This is a genomic window from Xanthomonas sp. NCPPB 3959 (assembly GCF_056675575.1).
On sequence record NZ_JBWWVR010000013.1, the window covers coordinates 62,774 to 78,389 of the forward strand.

The window sequence follows — 15,616 nt, forward strand, 5'->3', positions numbered from 1 at the left end:
GCATGAGGCAGATAATCGTTTCACTTTAAACGGTATCTCTTCTATGTCCGACATCGTCATCGTTGCTGCCAAACGCACTGCCATCGGCTCGTTCCTTGGCCAATTCAATGGCGTGCCGGCGCCCAAGCTCGCCGCCGCCGCGATCGAGGGTGCGCTGGCGCAATCAGGGATCGCACCAGCCGACATTTCAGAAGTCATCGTCGGCTGCGTGCTGCCGGCCAACCTCGGCCAGGCGCCTGCACGTCAGGCCGCGATTGCCGCAGGCATTCCCACCTCCACCGGCGCCACCACCATCAACAAGGTGTGCGGCTCGGGCATGAAGGCGATCATGTTCGGACACGATCTGATCAAGGCCGGCTCGGCCAGCATCGTGGTCGCCGGCGGCATGGAGTCGATGAGCAACGCGCCGCATCTGCTGCCCAACTCGCGCACCGGCAACCGCTACGGCAACTTCCAGGCAGTCGACCACATGGCCTGGGATGGTCTGACCAATCCGTACGACGGCCAGGCGATGGGCGTGTTCGGCGAAGCCACTGCGGAGAAGTTCGATTTCAGCCGCGCCGATCAGGATGCCTTCGCGATCGCCTCGGTCGAGCGTGCGCAGGCGGCGCAGCGCAGCGGCGCGTTCGTCGATGAAATCGTTCCGGTCACCGTGGCAACACGCAAGGGTGAGGTCGTCGTGGACAGCGACGAGCAGCCCGGCAAATCCGATGTGGCCAAGATTCCGACCCTGAAGCCGGCCTTCAAGAAGGACGGCACCGTTACCGCCGCCAGTTCGTCGAGCATCTCCGACGGCGCGGCAATCACCATCCTAATGCGCGCAGACGATGCGCAACGTCGTGGCGTAACGCCGTTGGCGCGCATCGTGGGGCATGTCACCCACTCGCAGGAACCTGAGTGGTTCACCACCGCGCCGGTGGCCGCGATCCAGACCCTGGTCGGCAAGATCGGCTGGCACCTGGACCAGGTGGATCTGTTCGAAATCAACGAAGCGTTCGCGGTGGTACCGATGGTGCCGATCAAGGAACTGGGCATCGCGCACGCCAAGGTCAACGTGCATGGCGGCGCCTGCGCACTCGGTCATCCGATCGGCGCATCCGGTGCGCGCTTGGTGGTGACATTGGTGAACGCGTTGCGCACGCGCGGCGGCAAGCGCGGAATCGCGACGCTGTGCATCGGCGGCGGCGAAGCGACTGCCATCGCTATCGAATTGATTTGATTGTTTTTAACGGCGATTTTGCAAAACTGAATGCGCGCACGCTTGACACTAGTCTTGTGGCCGTCATCATGTCGGGGGCGCGCAATAGCGCGTTGCCTAATCTAACGACGAGGATTGAAACAATGACCATTAACAAGCTGCTGATCGCAATGGCTCTGGGCCTGGCCCTGACCGCTTGCTCGAAGCCGGAACAGGCTCAGGACGCTGCTGCTTCGGCTAACGAAGCTGCTGCCGACGCTCAGACCGCTGCTGACCAGGCTGCTGCCTCGGGCTCGCAGTCGGCTGACGCCGCTCAGGCTGCTGCCAACACCGCTGCTGCTTCGGCTGACACCGCTGCTGACGCTGCCCAGGCTGCTTCCGGCGCCGCGACCGACGCTGCTGCTGATCAGGCTGCCGACGCTGCCAAGACGGCTGAAAACACCGCCGAAGCTGCTAAGGACACCGCCGAAGAAGCCAAGAAGTAATCACTTCTTAGCTCCAAGCGAGTTCGGAGAAAGCCGCTGGTTTCCAGCGGCTTTTTCTTTGCCTGAAATTTCTCCCGGAATCCGCTCCTGATCCGCCTGCACTGGATGCATCACGCGTCGCCCTTAGACAAATGACTCGCCATCGCGTAGCGGCATGCCCGCCCGGCGGCTGAATGGCCAGTGCGGCATTGACGCGCACTGCATTGGCTCCTGCATAAGCTCCGCCTTCCAACACCGGAACAGGAACAGGACCCACCCATGAAGACGATCCGCATGCTGTCGTTGAGCGCCATTGCCGCCCTTACGCTCGCCGCCTGCCAAGGCCCTGATGCAGAGCAGGCGCGCCGCGATGCCGCATCCGCCGCCAAGCACGCCGCTGCCGCCACCGAGCAGGCCGCCGATCGCGCTGCCGTGCAGGCCAAGGCTGCCACTGCCGACGCACGCGTAGCCGCTCGCGAACTGGCGGCCGATGCCAGCCGCGCAACCGCCAATGCCGCCGACGCCACCGCCGAAAAGACCCGCGAGATGGCCAACAAGGCCGAGCAGAACGCCGACAAGCACGACGCAGAGCATCCGGAACACTAAGAGCGACTGTCACAACGACTGCGCTCACCGCTAGGCGGGTAAGGTCGGTGCGCGGAATCGGCATGTTTCGCGTACACGCCCGCTCATCCGATCCGCGTCGACCGCCCACCTGAAGACCGCTCGCCGCGCTTGTCAGCCACTCCGAAACACCGCGTGACCCCGTTGGCACTTTGCGCACGCGCCGGCTTTATCGAGCCGGCGCGTGCGTTTGTCGGCGGCAGAAAGCGCATGTTGTCGAGCACGGCAGGCTAGCATCGGCGCATGCCCTCCTCTTTTACCTCGCGCCGCAGCAATCAGCTTGCACTGGCTTTTTCTGCGCTGATTTTTATCGCCATCGGCATCGGCATCTTCGTCGGTGCGCGCCGCTCGCTGGCCGATGCCGCGTGGGTGGCACACACGCATGAAGTGATCGGCCGGATCGACGAGATCCAGGCGCGCATGCTGGATGCCGAGTCGGCGCAGCGCGGCTTTTTGCTCACCGGTAACGATGGATATTTGCTCGACTATCAGACCAGCGTCGAACGCCTGCCGATTCTGCTCGGCAACCTGCGAAGGCTGATTACCGACAACACCACCCAGGAACAGCATCTGGACCGCTTGCAGCAGTTGGTGGAGACGCGCCTGCAACAGATCCAGCATACGCTCGACCTCTATACGCAAAGCGGTCTGGAACCGGCGCGCGCAAGCATTCGACAGAACGCTTTCCGCACCACCAGTGCGATCCGCGAGCAGTCGCTGAGCATGGTGCAGCGCGAACAGGAACTGTTGGTGGAGCGCGCCGACAGCAGCCGGCAAAGTGCGACCTTGCTGCTGGTGCTGGCGCTGGCCGGCATTCCATTCGGGCTGGTCGTCGTCGGCACCGTCTACGGGTTGTTGATGCGCGAACTGAGCAATCGCGCGCAGGTCGAGCGGCGGGCGGCGCAGGCCAATCGCGAGCTGGGCGCGAGTGTCGACGCGTTGCAACGCAGTACCGCCGATCTCAATTTGCTCAGCCGTTACACCGGCCTGCTGCAGAGTTGCATCAGCGCCGAAGAGGCGTTGGTGGTGACCAGCCGCACCCTGGCCGGCCTGCTGCCCGGCGTGGCCGGAAGCGTGTATCTGCTGCGCGCGTCGCAGGATCGCGCCGAAGCGATCAGCCACTGGGGCGAGCCGCTGCTGCAAAGCGCGCCGCATCTGCTGCCGGAAGAGTGCTGGGCGCTGCGCCGTGGTCAGCCGCACATCATCGAAGACCTGCACCGGGATGCACTGTGCGCGCATATCGCCGTGCCCGACACCACCGCGCCGATCACTACCGCCTGCCTGCCGATGTCGGCGCAAGGCACCCAGCTCGGCTTTCTGTTTCTGTCCTCGCCCGGTCCTGGCCCGATGCCGCGCCTGGAAATCGCCGAGGCTGCCGCCGAGCAGTTGTCGTTGGCGTTGAGCAACCTGCGTCTGCGCGAATCGCTGCGGCGGCAATCCATTCGCGATGCGCTGACCGGGCTGTACAACCGCCGCTATCTGGAAGAATCGCTCAGCCACGAGCTGGCGCGCTGCGCACGGCGTGACCTGCCGTTGTCGGTGCTGATGCTGGATGTAGACCACTTCAAACAGTTCAACGACAGCCAGGGCCATGCCGGCGGCGATCTGCTGCTGGCAGCGGTGGGCGAGCTGCTGCTGACCCGCCTGCGCGCCGAAGATGTGGCCTGCCGCTACGGCGGCGAAGAATTCACTGTGATCCTGCCCGAGACCGATGGCGCCGAAGCCATGCGCGTGGCCGAGCAGATCCGTGGCTTTATCGCCGCATTGGCGGTCAGCGATGGCCAGCGCGCGTTGCCGCGCGTGACCGCGTCGATCGGCGTGGCCAGCTTCCCGGTCGACGGCGAATTGGGATCGAGCCTGATCCAGAAAGCCGATGCGGCGCTGTATATCGCCAAGCACCGCGGACGTAACCGGGTCGAGCAGCACGGCGCCGCCACGCTCCCAGTGGATTGAGCACGCACGCCGTCGATGTTGGATTGCGCAATTCGTCACACAAAAGATCCATCGACGCGGCGATAGTCGGCCTTGACCCCCCAAGCGAGGCAATCCGATGTCGATGTGGCGCGATCAAGGTCCCAACAAGAAAGACGGCGTTCCGGCCGCACCCGAAGTTCCCCCCGCCGCCGATGGGCGGCTGTTCACCGCCGAGGCCAGCCCCGCTCCGCCGGTGCCCGCCACCGCCCCGACCAGTGTTGCGCCGGTGACGCCGGCAACCAGCACTGCGGCCCCGCAGCGCCAAAGTGATGCAAAAGAATCGCTGATCGCCGCCGACATCAGCATCGAAGGTAAGATCGAAGGTGCCGGGCACGTGCGTCTGGCCGGCCGCTTCAAGGGCGACGTCAACGTCAAGGGCGATCTCACCATCGAACGCGGTGCCAAGCTCAACGGCGGCGTGCGCGCCAACAAGGTGATCATCGCCGGCGAACTGGAGGGCAATATCGAATCCGCTGCGCAAGTGGAATTGCAGACTTCCGGCGTGCTGGTCGGCGACGTCAAGGCCGGTAGCCTCACCGTGGCGTCGGGCGCCCGCATGCGCGGCCAGGCCGATTTCGGATGGGGCGAAGACACCGGCAAGCCGGTTGGCACGAGCAAGGCAATCGTGAGCGGAGACAGCGACGCCACATGAGTGCACCCCGCCCGGGCACGCCCGGTGCCACGCGCAGCTGCCCGCATTGCAAGGCGACGATTCTGGAAAGCGCCAGCGTCTGCCCTGCGTGCAAGCATCACCTGCGCTTCGACTCGGCAGCTGTGCAACATGCGCAGCCCGCCCCGATCGTGCCGCTCAAGGTCGAAGGCACCATCCGTCATCCTGCCGATGGCGATCCATGGGAATACACCGTGGTGGTGTCGGTGCGTAACGGCAAGGGCGAAGAGATTCGCCGCCAGGTCGTGGATGTCGGCGCAATGCAGGGCGGCGAAGAGCGTGGATTTACGCTGGCCGTAGAAGCGACTGCGGTGCGCTTACCCGGGCGACGTACCCGGCATTAGCGCTTAGGGCGGCAAGCGCCAGGTGAAAGACGTGCATGAGATCAGGCGTGCCGGGGATCAGGATCGGAGCGGGATCAACGCGGAGGATGCCGATCACTCCTCCGCGTCCACCCGAACCTCGCCGTGCAAGCACGTGTCGAGGCTACGCCGATGCATGCCATTCCCATTCTCAGGATCTGCACATCGGCTTGGCCAGAGTTGCCGCATGCGCAACGGCAACGACAAACCTGGCGATCTGGTGGTGCTTGGGCCCGAGGGTCTGTATTGCCCGCAGGGCGACTTCCATATCGATCCCTGGCGGCCGGTGCCGCGTGCGGTGATCACCCACGGGCATGGCGACCACGCGCGCAGCGGCATGGGCGAATACCACTGCACGCACGAGAGCCTGCCGATCCTGCAGTGGCGCCTTGGCGAGCAGGTCTATCACACGCATGCCGATGGTGAAGCGTTTCGCCTGGGACGTGCGCAGGTGTCGCTGCATCCGGCCGGCCACGTGCTCGGCTCGGCGCAGGTGCGCATCGAAGTCGATGGCGAGGTCTGGGTCGCCTCGGGCGATTACAAGCGCCAGCATGACCCCACCTGCAAGCCGTTCGAAGTGGTGCCGTGCGACACCTTCATCACCGAAGCGACCTTCGGGCTGCCGGTGTATCGCTGGCCGGATACTTCAGACGTCGCAGCCGATATCGTCGCCTGGCGCCACGAATGCGCCGAGCGCGGCGAAGCGGCCATTCTGTATTGCTATGCATTGGGCAAGGCGCAACGGGTGCTGGCGGAACTGCGCGCCTGTGACACGCAACCGGCGTTGTTGCATGGCGCGATCGCGGTGGGCGTGGAGGTGTATCGCCAGGCCGGCATCGCGATGCTGGACACCCAACCGGTCAGCGAACACGCGCGCGGCGCTGACTATGCCGGGCAATTGGTGTTGGCACCGCCCTCGGCGGCCGGCAGCGCCTGGATCCGTCGCTTCCGGCATGCGCAACAGGGCTTTGCATCGGGCTGGATGCGCATTCGCGGCAATCGCCGTCGGCGCAATTACGACCGCGGTTTTGTGGTGTCCGATCATGCCGATTGGCCGGACCTGTTGCGCACCATCGAAGAGACCGGCGCGCGGCGCGTGATCGCCACCCACGGCAACACCGATGCCTTGATCCAGCATCTGCTGGAACGCGGCGTCGCAGCCGAAGCGTTCCGCACCGATTTCGGAGCCGAGGAATGAACGCGCTGCCCGCACGTCGTTATGTTCGCGCACGGCCCCGCATTCGCCTGAGCGGCGCGCTTGCGTTTCGTCGGCACGCCCTGGCGTTTCGCATTCATCGCGCTGCGCCTGCGGCCATTGTCGGACCGCCGCAGCCGCAGCGTCGCATACGCAGCTTGAGTGCGTTTACGCAACGCGCAATGAAACTGCGCGCCGCAGACAAATGCGCAACGACGCAGGCACTGCCGTGAAGCGATTTGCCGCGTTGTACCGCACCCTGGATCGCAGTACCGGCACGCTCGACAAGCGTGCCGCGTTGGTGCGTTATTTCGGCAGCGCGCCGCCGCTTGATGCGGCGTGGGCGCTGTATTTACTGGCCGGCGGCAAGGTGGCCAGCACACGCATGCGCATCGCCAGCAGCGGCGAGTTGCGCGAATGGATCACCGAAACCGCCGGTATTGCCAATTGGTTGGTTGCAGATAGCTACGACCACGTCGGCGATCTGGCTGAAACGCTGGCCTTGCTATTGGATGATCCGGCCACCGAAGCGGCCGATTTACCGCTTGCAGAATGGATCGAACAGCGGTTGCTGCCGATCGCCAATCAAGACGTCGATGTACGCAAGGCCTGCATCGTGCAGGCGTGGCGTAGCCTGGCCTTCGACGAGCGTTTGGTGTTCAACAAGCTGCTGACTGGCGCGCTGCGCGTCGGCGTGTCGCAGCGACTGGTGCAACAGGCCTTGGCCGAGATGTCCGGGATAGAGATCGCGCGCATCGCGCAGCGCATGCTCGGCAGCTGGCGGCCGCATCCGACCTATCTGGCCAACCTGCTGACCGCCGAAGAATTGCCTGGCGATCGTCAGCAGCCCTACCCCTTCTTTCTCGCCTCGCCACTGGAAGCCGAGGTCGAAACACTGGGCACGGTCGATGCCTGGTTGCTGGAATGGAAGTGGGACGGTATTCGGCTGCAGCTGATTCGACGCGCTGGTGAAGCGGCGCTGTGGTCGCGCGGCGAAGAACGTCTGGATGGTCGTTTTCCGGAAATCGAACAGGCTGCGATGCAGTTGCCAGAGGGCACCGTCATCGATGGCGAGCTGTTGGCCTGGCAACCGGAGCAGCCATTACCGATGCCATTCACTGCCTTGCAGACGCGCATCCAGCGGCTCAAGCCCGGGCCAAAGACGTTGGCAGCAGCGCCAGCACGTGTGGTCGCCTACGATCTGCTTGAGCTGGATGGCGAGGATTTACGCGAACGTCCATTGCAGGAGCGTCGCGCACTGCTGGAAGGCGTGCTGGCCACACTCGCCGACCCGCGCATCGTTACCTCGCCGCTGGTGCAGGTGAGCGATTGGCAAACAGCAGCGCAGGTGCGCCTGGATGCACGCGAGCGCGGCGTGGAAGGGCTGATGCTCAAGCGCGCCAATTCGGTGTATCAATCCGGTCGTCGACGCGGCGATTGGTGGAAGTGGAAGATCGATCCGCTCACCATCGATGCGGTGCTGCTGTATGCGCAAGCCGGTCATGGCCGGCGCAGTACGCTGTACACCGACTACACGTTCGGGCTGTGGCACGAGGGCCAGCTGGTGCCGATCGCCAAGGCCTACTCCGGCCTGGACGACAAGGAAATTCTGCAGCTGGATCGCTGGATCCGCGCCAATACCACCGAGCGCTTCGGCCCGGTGCGTGCGGTCACCGCGCATCATGTGTTCGAGCTGGGATTCGAAGCGGTCAATCGCAGCGCGCGGCACAAGTCCGGCATTGCGGTGCGTTTTCCGCGGATTTTGCGCTGGCGCCAGGACAAACCGATGGCCGAGGCCGATCACCTGAGCAGCTTGCAGGCGCTGGCACGGTGAGCGACGCGCAGCAGACACGCGGCACGCCGTTGCAGCAATGGCGTGCCTGGTTCGCGCAGCGCGGTTGGGCGCCGTTACCGTTTCAACGCGATGTGTGGAAGCGCTATCTCGATGGCGAATCCGGCTTGCTGCATACGCCAACCGGCAGCGGCAAGACGCTGGCGGCGTTCGGTGGGCCACTGCTGGAAGCGTTGACCGCACACGGGCGCCGCACGTCGACCAAATCCGCAACGACGACTGCGCGCCGCCAACAACAACGAACACTGCAGGTACTGTGGATCACCCCGTTGCGCGCACTCGCCGCCGATACCGCACGCGCCCTGCGTGAACCGGTGGAAGCACTGGGGCTGGATTGGCAGGTGGGCTTGCGTACCGGCGATGCCAGCGCGCGCGACAAGCGGCTGGCGCGCAGCGGCAAGCTCGATGTACTTGTCACCACGCCCGAATCGTTGGCGTTGTTGCTGTCGTACCCGGACACCGCGCCGCAGTTGTCGGCGCTGCGCTGCGTGATCGTCGACGAGTGGCATGAGCTGCTCGGCAACAAGCGCGGCGTGTTGCTGCAACTGTGCTTGGCGCGCTTGCGTGGCTGGGCGCCGGCACTACGCATCTGGGGCTTGTCGGCGACGCTGGGCAACCTGGCGCAGGCACGCGACGTGCTGTTGCCGCATCGCCCGGATGCTGCGCTGGTCTCGGGCGTCAAACCGCGCGCGATGACGTTGGAGACGTTGTTGCCGGAGAGCGGCGAACGCTTTCCCTGGGCCGGGCATCTGGGCCTGGCGCAGCTGGCGCGCGTGCTGCAGAAGATCATGCAGCAGCGCACCAGTCTGGTGTTTACCAACACGCGCGCGCAGGCCGAGTTGTGGCATCAGGCCTTGAACGCGGTATGGCCGGACGATCCGGCCACGCTCGCGTTGCATCACGGCTCGCTGGACCCCTCGCTGCGCGCAGCGGCCGAACTCGGCTTGCGCGACGGCAGCCTGCGCTGCGTGGTGGCAACCTCCAGCCTGGATCTGGGCGTGGATTTTCCGGCAGTGGATCAGGTGCTGCAGGTCGGCAGCCCGAAAGGCATTGCCCGCTTGCTGCAGCGTGCGGGCCGCGCGCGTCATCGCCCGGGCGAATCCGGACACGTGGTGTGCGTGCCCTCGCATGCGCTGGAACTGGTGGAATACGCCGCTGCGCGGCGCGCGATCGTGCATGGCCATATCGAAGCGCGCCCACCGCCACGCCTGTCGCTGGATGTATTGGCGCAGCACTGCGTCACGCTCGCACTCGGCGGCGGTTTCCACGCCGATGCAGTGTTTGAAGAAGTGCGCGGCACCGATGCCTTTGCGGCGCTGGATAAAGCCACCTGGCAAGCGGTGCTCGACTTCATCGTGCAAGGCGGCAGCGCGCTGGCGCATTACCCGGATTTCCATAAAGTCGTGCGCGACGAAGAGGGTGTATATCGCGTCATCGATCGGCGCGTCGCGCTGCGGCATCGCTTGTCCATCGGCACCATCACCAGCGACGGCAGCGTGCGCGTGCAGTTCCTGCGCGGCGGGCGCCTGGGTGCGGTAGAAGAACAATTCGTCGGCCGTCTGCGCCGTGGCGATCGTTTTCAATTCGCCGGCCGTTTGCTGGAGCTGGTGCGGCTGGAAGACATGACCGCTTATGTGCGCGTGGCCAAGGGCGGCAGTGGCGTGGTGCCGAAATGGATGGGCGGGCGCATGCCGTTGTCGTCGGCACTAGGCCGTGAAGTGGAAGCGGTGTTTGCCGATCCCGGCGATGCGCCGGAAATGCAGGCGCTTGCGCCGTTGCTGCGCCTGCAGTCATCGCTGTCGTCGCTGCCCGGCCCGGACCATCTGCTGGTGGAAAGCATCAAAGCGCGCGATGGCCGGCATGTATTCGTGTATCCGTTCGCCGGGCGTCAGGTCAATGAAGGGCTGGCTGCACTGCTTGCCGCACGCTGGGGTCGGCGTCAGCGCAACACCTTCAGTTTCGCCGCCAACGATTATGGCTTTGTGCTCTCGCCCGCGCAGGATGTGGAACTCGATGCGAGCGTGCTGCAGAGCTTGCTGTCGCCAGCCGGGTTGCTCGACGATCTGCGCGACAGCCTCAATCTGGGTGAGTTGGCACGCCGGCAATTCCGCGAGATCGCCCGCGTTGCCGGGTTGCTGTCGCCAGCGCTGCCTGGCCGTGCACCACGCAGCCTGCGTCAGCTGCAGGCCTCCAGCGGCTTGCTCTACGACGTCTTGCAGCGCTTCGATCCCGAGCATCTGCTGCTTGCTCAAGCCGAGCGCGAAGTGTTCGAAGGCCAGCTCGAACTGGCGCGGCTTGCGCATGCATTGGAAGATTGCGCACGCCGCGAACTACGCCTGTGCAAACCGCGCAGTCTGACTCCCCTGTCGTTTCCGTTATGGGCAGAACGTGTGCGCGGCCAACTGAGTACCGAAGACTGGAAGGCCCGCGTGCTGCGCGCTGCCGAACAACTGGAGCGTAAACATGGGCGATAGCGTGCAACTGCAGCTGGCCGGCGAAACAGTGGAATTGCTCGGCGAGCGTGCGCTGTACCGGCCGGCACAACGCGCCTTGTTGATCGCCGACCTGCATCTGGGCAAGGCCGATGTGTTCCGTCGCGCCGGCATCGGGATGCCGGCCGGCGGCACCGCGCACGATCTGGATCGGCTGGATGCGTTGCTGGAACAACGCGACGTGGAGGCGTTATGGATCCTCGGCGATCTGCTGCACGGGCCTGCCCCGCGCGCGGCCTGGCATCGCCGCTGGAGCGCATGGCGCGAGCGTCACTGCGCGTTGCGCGTGATCGCCATCCGCGGCAACCACGACCGCGCCCTGGCCGGTGCGGATCTGCATATCGAAGCGGCCGGCGAGCAGGTCGAAGACGGCCCGTTCGTGCTGCGCCACGATCCCTTGCCGCATCCTACCGGGCACGTGCTGTGCGGGCATCTGCATCCGCTGGCCGCGCTGCCCGGCATGTCGCGTCGCTGGCCGGCATTCTGGCTGCGCGAGCGCGTCACCATCCTGCCGGCGTTCTCGCATTTCACCGCCGGCATCGTGCCAACGCTGATCGAAGGCGAGCGCCTGGTCGCCTGTGTGGAAGGCGATGCGGTGGCATTGCCGGTACGCTAGCGACACAGCAGTGCGACCGCGATCACGCCAGCACGCATCAGATAGATCACGCGTCTGGCCCGCAGCAACCCACACGCGCTACATCACGGCTTTAACGCCATCGTCCTCAGCAGGTGTTTGCAGCTGCGGCGACAGCTGCGGTTGCGGCACTGGTTGCGACAACGCCTCCACAAACTCCGGCGCCAACGCCAGCTTGCCAAACCACCCCTGCTGGGTACCGCTGAGCACGCGCAGCATATGTCCGCGCCCGCCAGGCACGCGGCCCATCGGGCGCATCAGCAGGTCGCGTCCGTGTGCCCATAGATCGCGTTCGGACTGGAACAGCGGCGTCAACCAACGGCTCCAGCGGTGGTAGATCGCCACATGCGCCTGGCGTTCGCGCTGATAGTGCTGCAAGGCCGCATCCAGATCGGTGCCAACCCGCAACGCATCGCGCATCGCCAACGCGTCCAGCAATGCCATATTGACGCCCTGTCCCAGCTGCGGGCTCATCGCATGCGCGGCATCGCCGGCCAGCACGAAACGGCCGCGATGCCAGCGCGTCACCACCGCGTCGCGGTAACTGGCACGCGCCAGTGCGCCATGCACTTGCACGGTTTCCAGACGCGCATGTGCATCCGGCCACATCTGCGCTACTTCATCGCGCCATGCCACGATGCCGCGCTGTTCCCACGCGGCAAAATCGCTGCACGGCAGGCTCCAGAAAAAACTCAGCCGCGGCGTGTCGTCGCCGGGCCGCGTGCCCACTGGCAACAAGCCGATCATCTTGCGCGCACCGATATACCGCTGACGCAGCTCATCGACGAATGGCCAATCCTCGCGTGGCAACAAACACCACAGCGCGCCCCAGGGATACACTCGATCCAGCCGCGTGCCTTGCGCCTGCGCGCGTAAGGTCGATGCAGAACCATCGGCGGCGACGATCAGATCGTAGGGACCATGCCAGTGCCCGCGTTGATCCTGCACACGCACGCCGTCGTGATCGATCGCGGTGATCTGCGTATCCACATGCAGCTGCGCATGCTCCGGCCAGGCGTCGCGCAACAGCGCAAACAAGGCGCCGCGCTGCATGCCCAAGCCCATCAGCCGCGTATCCAGATCGCGATACTGCATGTCCATCACCGCGCGTCCGCACGGCGTCTCGCCATACAGCCGCCGCACCGGCGCGCCATGCGCAAGCGCCTGCGACAGCAATCCCATCTTCCACAACACCTGCAGGCCGCTGGGCTGCAACAGAAATCCTGCGCCCACCGGCCCGGGCGCGGCAGCGCGCTCGAACACATCCAGTCGATGCCCATCGGCGCCCAGCAGCACCGCCAGTGCCTGCCCCGCCGTGCCATAGCCCACTACCGCAATCCGTAATGCTCGTTGCATCGTCCCTGCTCTGTTTCGCTAGCACCGATCCCGCATGGACCGGTGCAAAAAAAACCCCGCCGTGGCGGGGTTCTTCAACCGCACAATCGAGTCACATCACTCGACCGGCGTGATGTTCGAAGCCTGGGCACCCTTGGGGCCCTGGGTCACGTCATAACTGACGCGCTGGCCTTCCTGCAGGCTGCGAAAGCCCTTGGAGTTGATCGCGGAGAAGTGCGCGAAGACATCGGCGCTGCCGTCCTCCGGTGAGATGAAGCCAAATCCCTTGGCGTCGTTGAACCACTTGACGGTACCGTTCGGCATGGTGATGCGAGACCTTTGCAATAATTAATGGGTGGTGTACGGCGATGCGTACGCGCCGAGTATGCAAAGCTTATGCCCCAATGACAATCACCCGCGTGCAAGTTCGCCAATCAGCTCCGGCAATCCGGACGAGGCCGCATCGACGTTACTCAGCACCTCGGCCATGGTGATTTCCTGCGCGTCGCCGCAGCCGGCCGCCCAGTTCGCAACGATCGCCAAACACGCATATTCCAGGCCTTTTTCGCGTGCGAGACCCGCTTCGGGCATGCCGGTCATGCCGACCAGATCGCAGCCATCGCGACGCATGCGGGCGATCTCTGCAATCGTTTCCAGCCGTGGTCCTTGCGTGGTTCCATAACATCCATCGGCAACCAGCGTGACACCCGTCACCTTGGCTGCGGCAATGACTTTGCTGCGAAACATCGGCGAATACGGATGGCCGAAATCCACGTGCTGCACCTCGCTTCCCGGCTCTTCGCCGAAGGTGGACACGCGGCCCCAGGTGTAATCGATCAACTGATCCGGGCACGCCAATACGCGCGGGCCGAAGCGCTCGGTGATGCCGCCCACGGTGTTGAGTGCCAGCACGCGCGAAGCGCCGATTTGCTGCAGCGCAGCGATGTTTGCGCGGTAATTCACCTTGTGCGGCGGCAGCGAATGGCCTTCACCATGACGCGCAAGGAACGCCACGCGGTGACCCAGCAACATGCCCACGCGAATCGGGCCGGAGGGCGCACCGTACGGTGTTTCGATCTGGTGCGTCTGCACCTCGTCCAGCTGCGCGAGCTTATAGACACCAGTACCGCCGATGACGGCCAATGCGATGGAATTGGGGGACACAACCGACCTCTGCTACGAAAAGACATGACGGCGCGCGCACGCGGGCGCGCCTGGCTGCCCGCAGCGATGCGGGCACACTGCGGGAGTTACTGCTTCATCGCATAGATGGCGGGAATGCCGCGCAGCTGCTCGTTGACGTCCATGCCGAAGCCGAACACGTAGCGGTCGGCCACTTCCACGCCCACATAATCGGCAGCGACGCCAGGCACGCAGCGGTCATGGCGCTTGACGGTCAACACCGCCACACGCACGTCGGTAGCGCCCTGCTCCAGGCACCACTGGCGCACGCCCTGCAGCGTGTAACCCTCATCGAGAATGTCGTCGACCAGAATCACCCGGCGGCCGAACAACGCGGTGGCCGGGCGATGCTTCCAGACCAGCTCGCCGCCGGTGGTCTCGCCGCGGTAACGGGTGGCATGCAGGTAATCGAACTGCAGGTCCTGGCCACGTGCGCCCAGCTCCAGCGCGAGCTGGCCGGAGAACGGCAGCGCGCCATGCATGATGGTGAGATACACCGGCACTTCGCCGGCGTAATCGCGCGCGATCGCATCGGCAATGCTGCCGACGGCCGCGTCGATGGCGGGGCGGTCGACCAGCAGATCGGCTTGGGCCAGGGCCTGGGAAATGGTGAGCGTGGACATCAGGCAATTGTTCCGAAAGGGGCGGAAGGGGAAGTGGTGAATGAGGCGTCGGTGCCGGCGAGCAGGCCATCCCAGCCCAGCGCGCCGCGGCCGATCAGGCCGATCAATGCTGCGGTATTGAGGCTGCGGCCTTGCACGGCGTGCAGCGATTCGTCGACCAGTTCCGGGTGGCAGACCAGCACCACGTCGCAGCCGGCATCCAGGTGCGCATGCACCCGGCCCGCCACGCCGCCGGCACTGAACGAGGCCGCCATACCGATGTCGTCGGAGAACACCACACCGCGGAAGCCCAGTTGCCCGCGCAGGATCTGCTCGATCCAGCGCTGCGAATAACCGGCCGGTTCCGGCGCAACCTGCGGGTAGACCACGTGCGCCATCATCACCGCGTCGGCACCGGCCTCGATGCCGGCCACGAACGGCACAAGATCCTCGGCCAGCAGCACGTCCAGCGACCGCGGGTCGCTGGCATGGTCGACATGGGTGTCTTCCAGCACCGTGCCATGGCCGGGGAAATGCTTGAGCGTGGCGGCCATGCCAGCGCCGTGCAGCGCCTGCACATAGGCGCGGGTGAAGCTGGCCACGATCTGTGGGTCGTCGCTGAAGGCGCGATCGCCGATGGCGCGGTTGCCGCGGCCCAGATCCACCACCGGCGCAAAGCTCAGGTCCACCCCGCTGGCGCGTACTTCGCTGGCCATCAGCTGCGCATGCGCGCGCGCGGCAGCAAGGGCGGCCTCGGGGTCCTGCGCATACTGCGCGCCGAAGCTCTGCAGCGGCGCCAGGGCGCTGTAACCGTCGCGAAACCGCTGCACGCGCCCGCCTTCCTGGTCCACGCAGATCAACACCGGGCGCGGTGCCGCGGCGCGGATGGACGCGGACAGTTCGGCCACTTGCGTGCGCGAGGCGAAGTTGCGCTTGAACAGCACCACGCCGGCGACCGCATCGTGCTGCAGCCAGTCGCGCTCCTGTGCACTGAGTTCGGTACCGGCAACGCCGATCAGAAGCATGTTGGGG

At 65.3% G+C, this 15,616-nt stretch carries 16 protein-coding genes; 11 read left to right on the forward strand and 5 right to left on the reverse strand.

The genetic code is table 11. The features are described 5' to 3' along the window. Nucleotides 1–43 precede the first annotated feature (43 nt). The 11 genes from AC1KVG_RS15780 to pdeM all read left to right on the forward strand — a co-directional run bounded on the left by AC1KVG_RS15780 (nucleotide 44) and on the right by pdeM (nucleotide 11,447). A complete protein-coding gene (locus AC1KVG_RS15780; protein WP_481095007.1) occupies nucleotides 44–1,219 on the forward strand; it encodes a thiolase family protein in 1,176 nt (391 codons plus the stop codon). A gap of 122 nt (nucleotides 1,220–1,341) precedes the next feature. Then, a complete protein-coding gene (locus AC1KVG_RS15785; protein ID WP_039528386.1) occupies nucleotides 1,342–1,683 on the forward strand; it encodes a hypothetical protein in 342 nt (113 codons plus the stop codon). Between the two features lie 258 nt (nucleotides 1,684–1,941). Beyond that, nucleotides 1,942–2,268 carry an XAC1346 family secretion chaperone gene (locus AC1KVG_RS15790; RefSeq protein ID WP_481095008.1) on the forward strand — a complete coding sequence of 109 codons (327 nt, stop codon included), beginning with the start codon at nucleotides 1,942–1,944 and terminating at the stop codon, nucleotides 2,266–2,268. A gap of 261 nt (nucleotides 2,269–2,529) precedes the next feature. Further along, nucleotides 2,530–4,239, forward strand: a complete 1,710-nt coding sequence (locus AC1KVG_RS15795; protein ID WP_481095009.1) for a diguanylate cyclase — start codon at nucleotides 2,530–2,532, stop codon at nucleotides 4,237–4,239. Nucleotides 4,240–4,336: 97 nt separating this feature from the next. Next, a complete protein-coding gene (locus AC1KVG_RS15800; protein WP_317060137.1) occupies nucleotides 4,337–4,912 on the forward strand; it encodes a bactofilin family protein in 576 nt (191 codons plus the stop codon). Beyond that, nucleotides 4,909–5,274 carry a hypothetical protein gene (locus AC1KVG_RS15805; protein ID WP_168958337.1) on the forward strand — a complete coding sequence of 122 codons (366 nt, stop codon included), beginning with the start codon at nucleotides 4,909–4,911 and terminating at the stop codon, nucleotides 5,272–5,274. The genes AC1KVG_RS15800 and AC1KVG_RS15805 overlap by 4 nt, the downstream gene beginning before the upstream one ends. A 205-nt stretch (nucleotides 5,275–5,479) precedes the next feature. Then, nucleotides 5,480–6,490, forward strand: coding sequence for a ligase-associated DNA damage response exonuclease (locus tag AC1KVG_RS15810; RefSeq protein ID WP_481095010.1), 1,011 nt, complete (start codon nucleotides 5,480–5,482; stop codon nucleotides 6,488–6,490). Further along, a complete protein-coding gene (locus tag AC1KVG_RS15815; protein ID WP_481095011.1) occupies nucleotides 6,487–6,720 on the forward strand; it encodes a hypothetical protein in 234 nt (77 codons plus the stop codon). Before AC1KVG_RS15810 ends, AC1KVG_RS15815 begins: the two co-directional genes overlap by 4 nt. Then, nucleotides 6,717–8,321 carry an ATP-dependent DNA ligase gene (locus tag AC1KVG_RS15820; RefSeq protein ID WP_481095012.1) on the forward strand — a complete coding sequence of 535 codons (1,605 nt, stop codon included), beginning with the start codon at nucleotides 6,717–6,719 and terminating at the stop codon, nucleotides 8,319–8,321. Before AC1KVG_RS15815 ends, AC1KVG_RS15820 begins: the two co-directional genes overlap by 4 nt. Continuing rightward, on the forward strand, nucleotides 8,318–10,813 hold the full coding sequence (locus AC1KVG_RS15825) for a ligase-associated DNA damage response DEXH box helicase (RefSeq protein ID WP_481095013.1): 2,496 nt from the start codon (nucleotides 8,318–8,320) through the stop codon (nucleotides 10,811–10,813). The genes AC1KVG_RS15820 and AC1KVG_RS15825 overlap by 4 nt, the downstream gene beginning before the upstream one ends. Beyond that, on the forward strand, nucleotides 10,803–11,447 hold the full coding sequence (pdeM, locus tag AC1KVG_RS15830) for a ligase-associated DNA damage response endonuclease PdeM (RefSeq protein ID WP_481095014.1): 645 nt from the start codon (nucleotides 10,803–10,805) through the stop codon (nucleotides 11,445–11,447). Before AC1KVG_RS15825 ends, pdeM begins: the two co-directional genes overlap by 11 nt. A 78-nt stretch (nucleotides 11,448–11,525) precedes the next feature. Here the strand turns inward: pdeM and AC1KVG_RS15835 are convergent, their stop codons facing one another. From AC1KVG_RS15835 to nagZ, 5 genes are all read right to left on the reverse strand, one after another. Next, complete coding sequence (locus tag AC1KVG_RS15835) at nucleotides 11,526–12,821, reverse strand: FAD-dependent oxidoreductase (RefSeq protein ID WP_481095015.1); 1,296 nt, start codon at nucleotides 12,819–12,821, stop codon at nucleotides 11,526–11,528. Nucleotides 12,822–12,917: 96 nt separating this feature from the next. Continuing rightward, nucleotides 12,918–13,124 (reverse strand): transcription antiterminator/RNA stability regulator CspE, encoded by a 207-nt coding sequence (cspE, locus tag AC1KVG_RS15840; RefSeq protein ID WP_003488188.1) that lies wholly within the window; start codon nucleotides 13,122–13,124, stop codon nucleotides 12,918–12,920. Between the two features lie 87 nt (nucleotides 13,125–13,211). After that, nucleotides 13,212–13,964, reverse strand: a complete 753-nt coding sequence (locus AC1KVG_RS15845) for an S-methyl-5'-thioinosine phosphorylase (protein ID WP_115038373.1) — start codon at nucleotides 13,962–13,964, stop codon at nucleotides 13,212–13,214. A gap of 86 nt (nucleotides 13,965–14,050) precedes the next feature. After that, nucleotides 14,051–14,605: a hypoxanthine-guanine phosphoribosyltransferase gene (locus AC1KVG_RS15850; protein WP_176340633.1), complete on the reverse strand. Its 555-nt coding sequence runs from the start codon at nucleotides 14,603–14,605 to the stop codon at nucleotides 14,051–14,053. After that, entirely contained in the window at nucleotides 14,605–15,609 is a 1,005-nt protein-coding gene (nagZ, locus tag AC1KVG_RS15855; protein WP_481095016.1) for a beta-N-acetylhexosaminidase, read from the reverse strand. The genes AC1KVG_RS15850 and nagZ overlap by 1 nt, the downstream gene beginning before the upstream one ends. Between the last annotated feature and the right edge of the window lie 7 nt (nucleotides 15,610–15,616).

Bases quoted from the DNA above. Each gene is read 5' to 3' on its own strand.
- AC1KVG_RS15780 (WP_481095007.1), top strand. From the start codon at position 44: ATGTCCGACATCGTCATCGTTGCTGCCAAACGCACTGCCATCGGCTCG.
- AC1KVG_RS15785 (WP_039528386.1), top strand. From the start codon at position 1,342: ATGACCATTAACAAGCTGCTGATCGCAATGGCTCTGGGCCTGGCCCTG.
- AC1KVG_RS15790 (WP_481095008.1), top strand. From the start codon at position 1,942: ATGAAGACGATCCGCATGCTGTCGTTGAGCGCCATTGCCGCCCTTACG.
- AC1KVG_RS15795 (WP_481095009.1), top strand. From the start codon at position 2,530: ATGCCCTCCTCTTTTACCTCGCGCCGCAGCAATCAGCTTGCACTGGCT.
- AC1KVG_RS15800 (WP_317060137.1), top strand. From the start codon at position 4,337: ATGTCGATGTGGCGCGATCAAGGTCCCAACAAGAAAGACGGCGTTCCG.
- AC1KVG_RS15805 (WP_168958337.1), top strand. From the start codon at position 4,909: ATGAGTGCACCCCGCCCGGGCACGCCCGGTGCCACGCGCAGCTGCCCG.
- AC1KVG_RS15810 (WP_481095010.1), top strand. From the start codon at position 5,480: ATGCGCAACGGCAACGACAAACCTGGCGATCTGGTGGTGCTTGGGCCC.
- AC1KVG_RS15815 (WP_481095011.1), top strand. From the start codon at position 6,487: ATGAACGCGCTGCCCGCACGTCGTTATGTTCGCGCACGGCCCCGCATT.
- pdeM (WP_481095014.1), top strand. From the start codon at position 10,803: ATGGGCGATAGCGTGCAACTGCAGCTGGCCGGCGAAACAGTGGAATTG.
- AC1KVG_RS15835 (WP_481095015.1), bottom strand. From the start codon at position 12,821: ATGCAACGAGCATTACGGATTGCGGTAGTGGGCTATGGCACGGCGGGG.
- cspE (WP_003488188.1), bottom strand. From the start codon at position 13,124: ATGCCGAACGGTACCGTCAAGTGGTTCAACGACGCCAAGGGATTTGGC.
- AC1KVG_RS15850 (WP_176340633.1), bottom strand. From the start codon at position 14,605: ATGTCCACGCTCACCATTTCCCAGGCCCTGGCCCAAGCCGATCTGCTG.
- nagZ (WP_481095016.1), bottom strand. From the start codon at position 15,609: ATGCTTCTGATCGGCGTTGCCGGTACCGAACTCAGTGCACAGGAGCGC.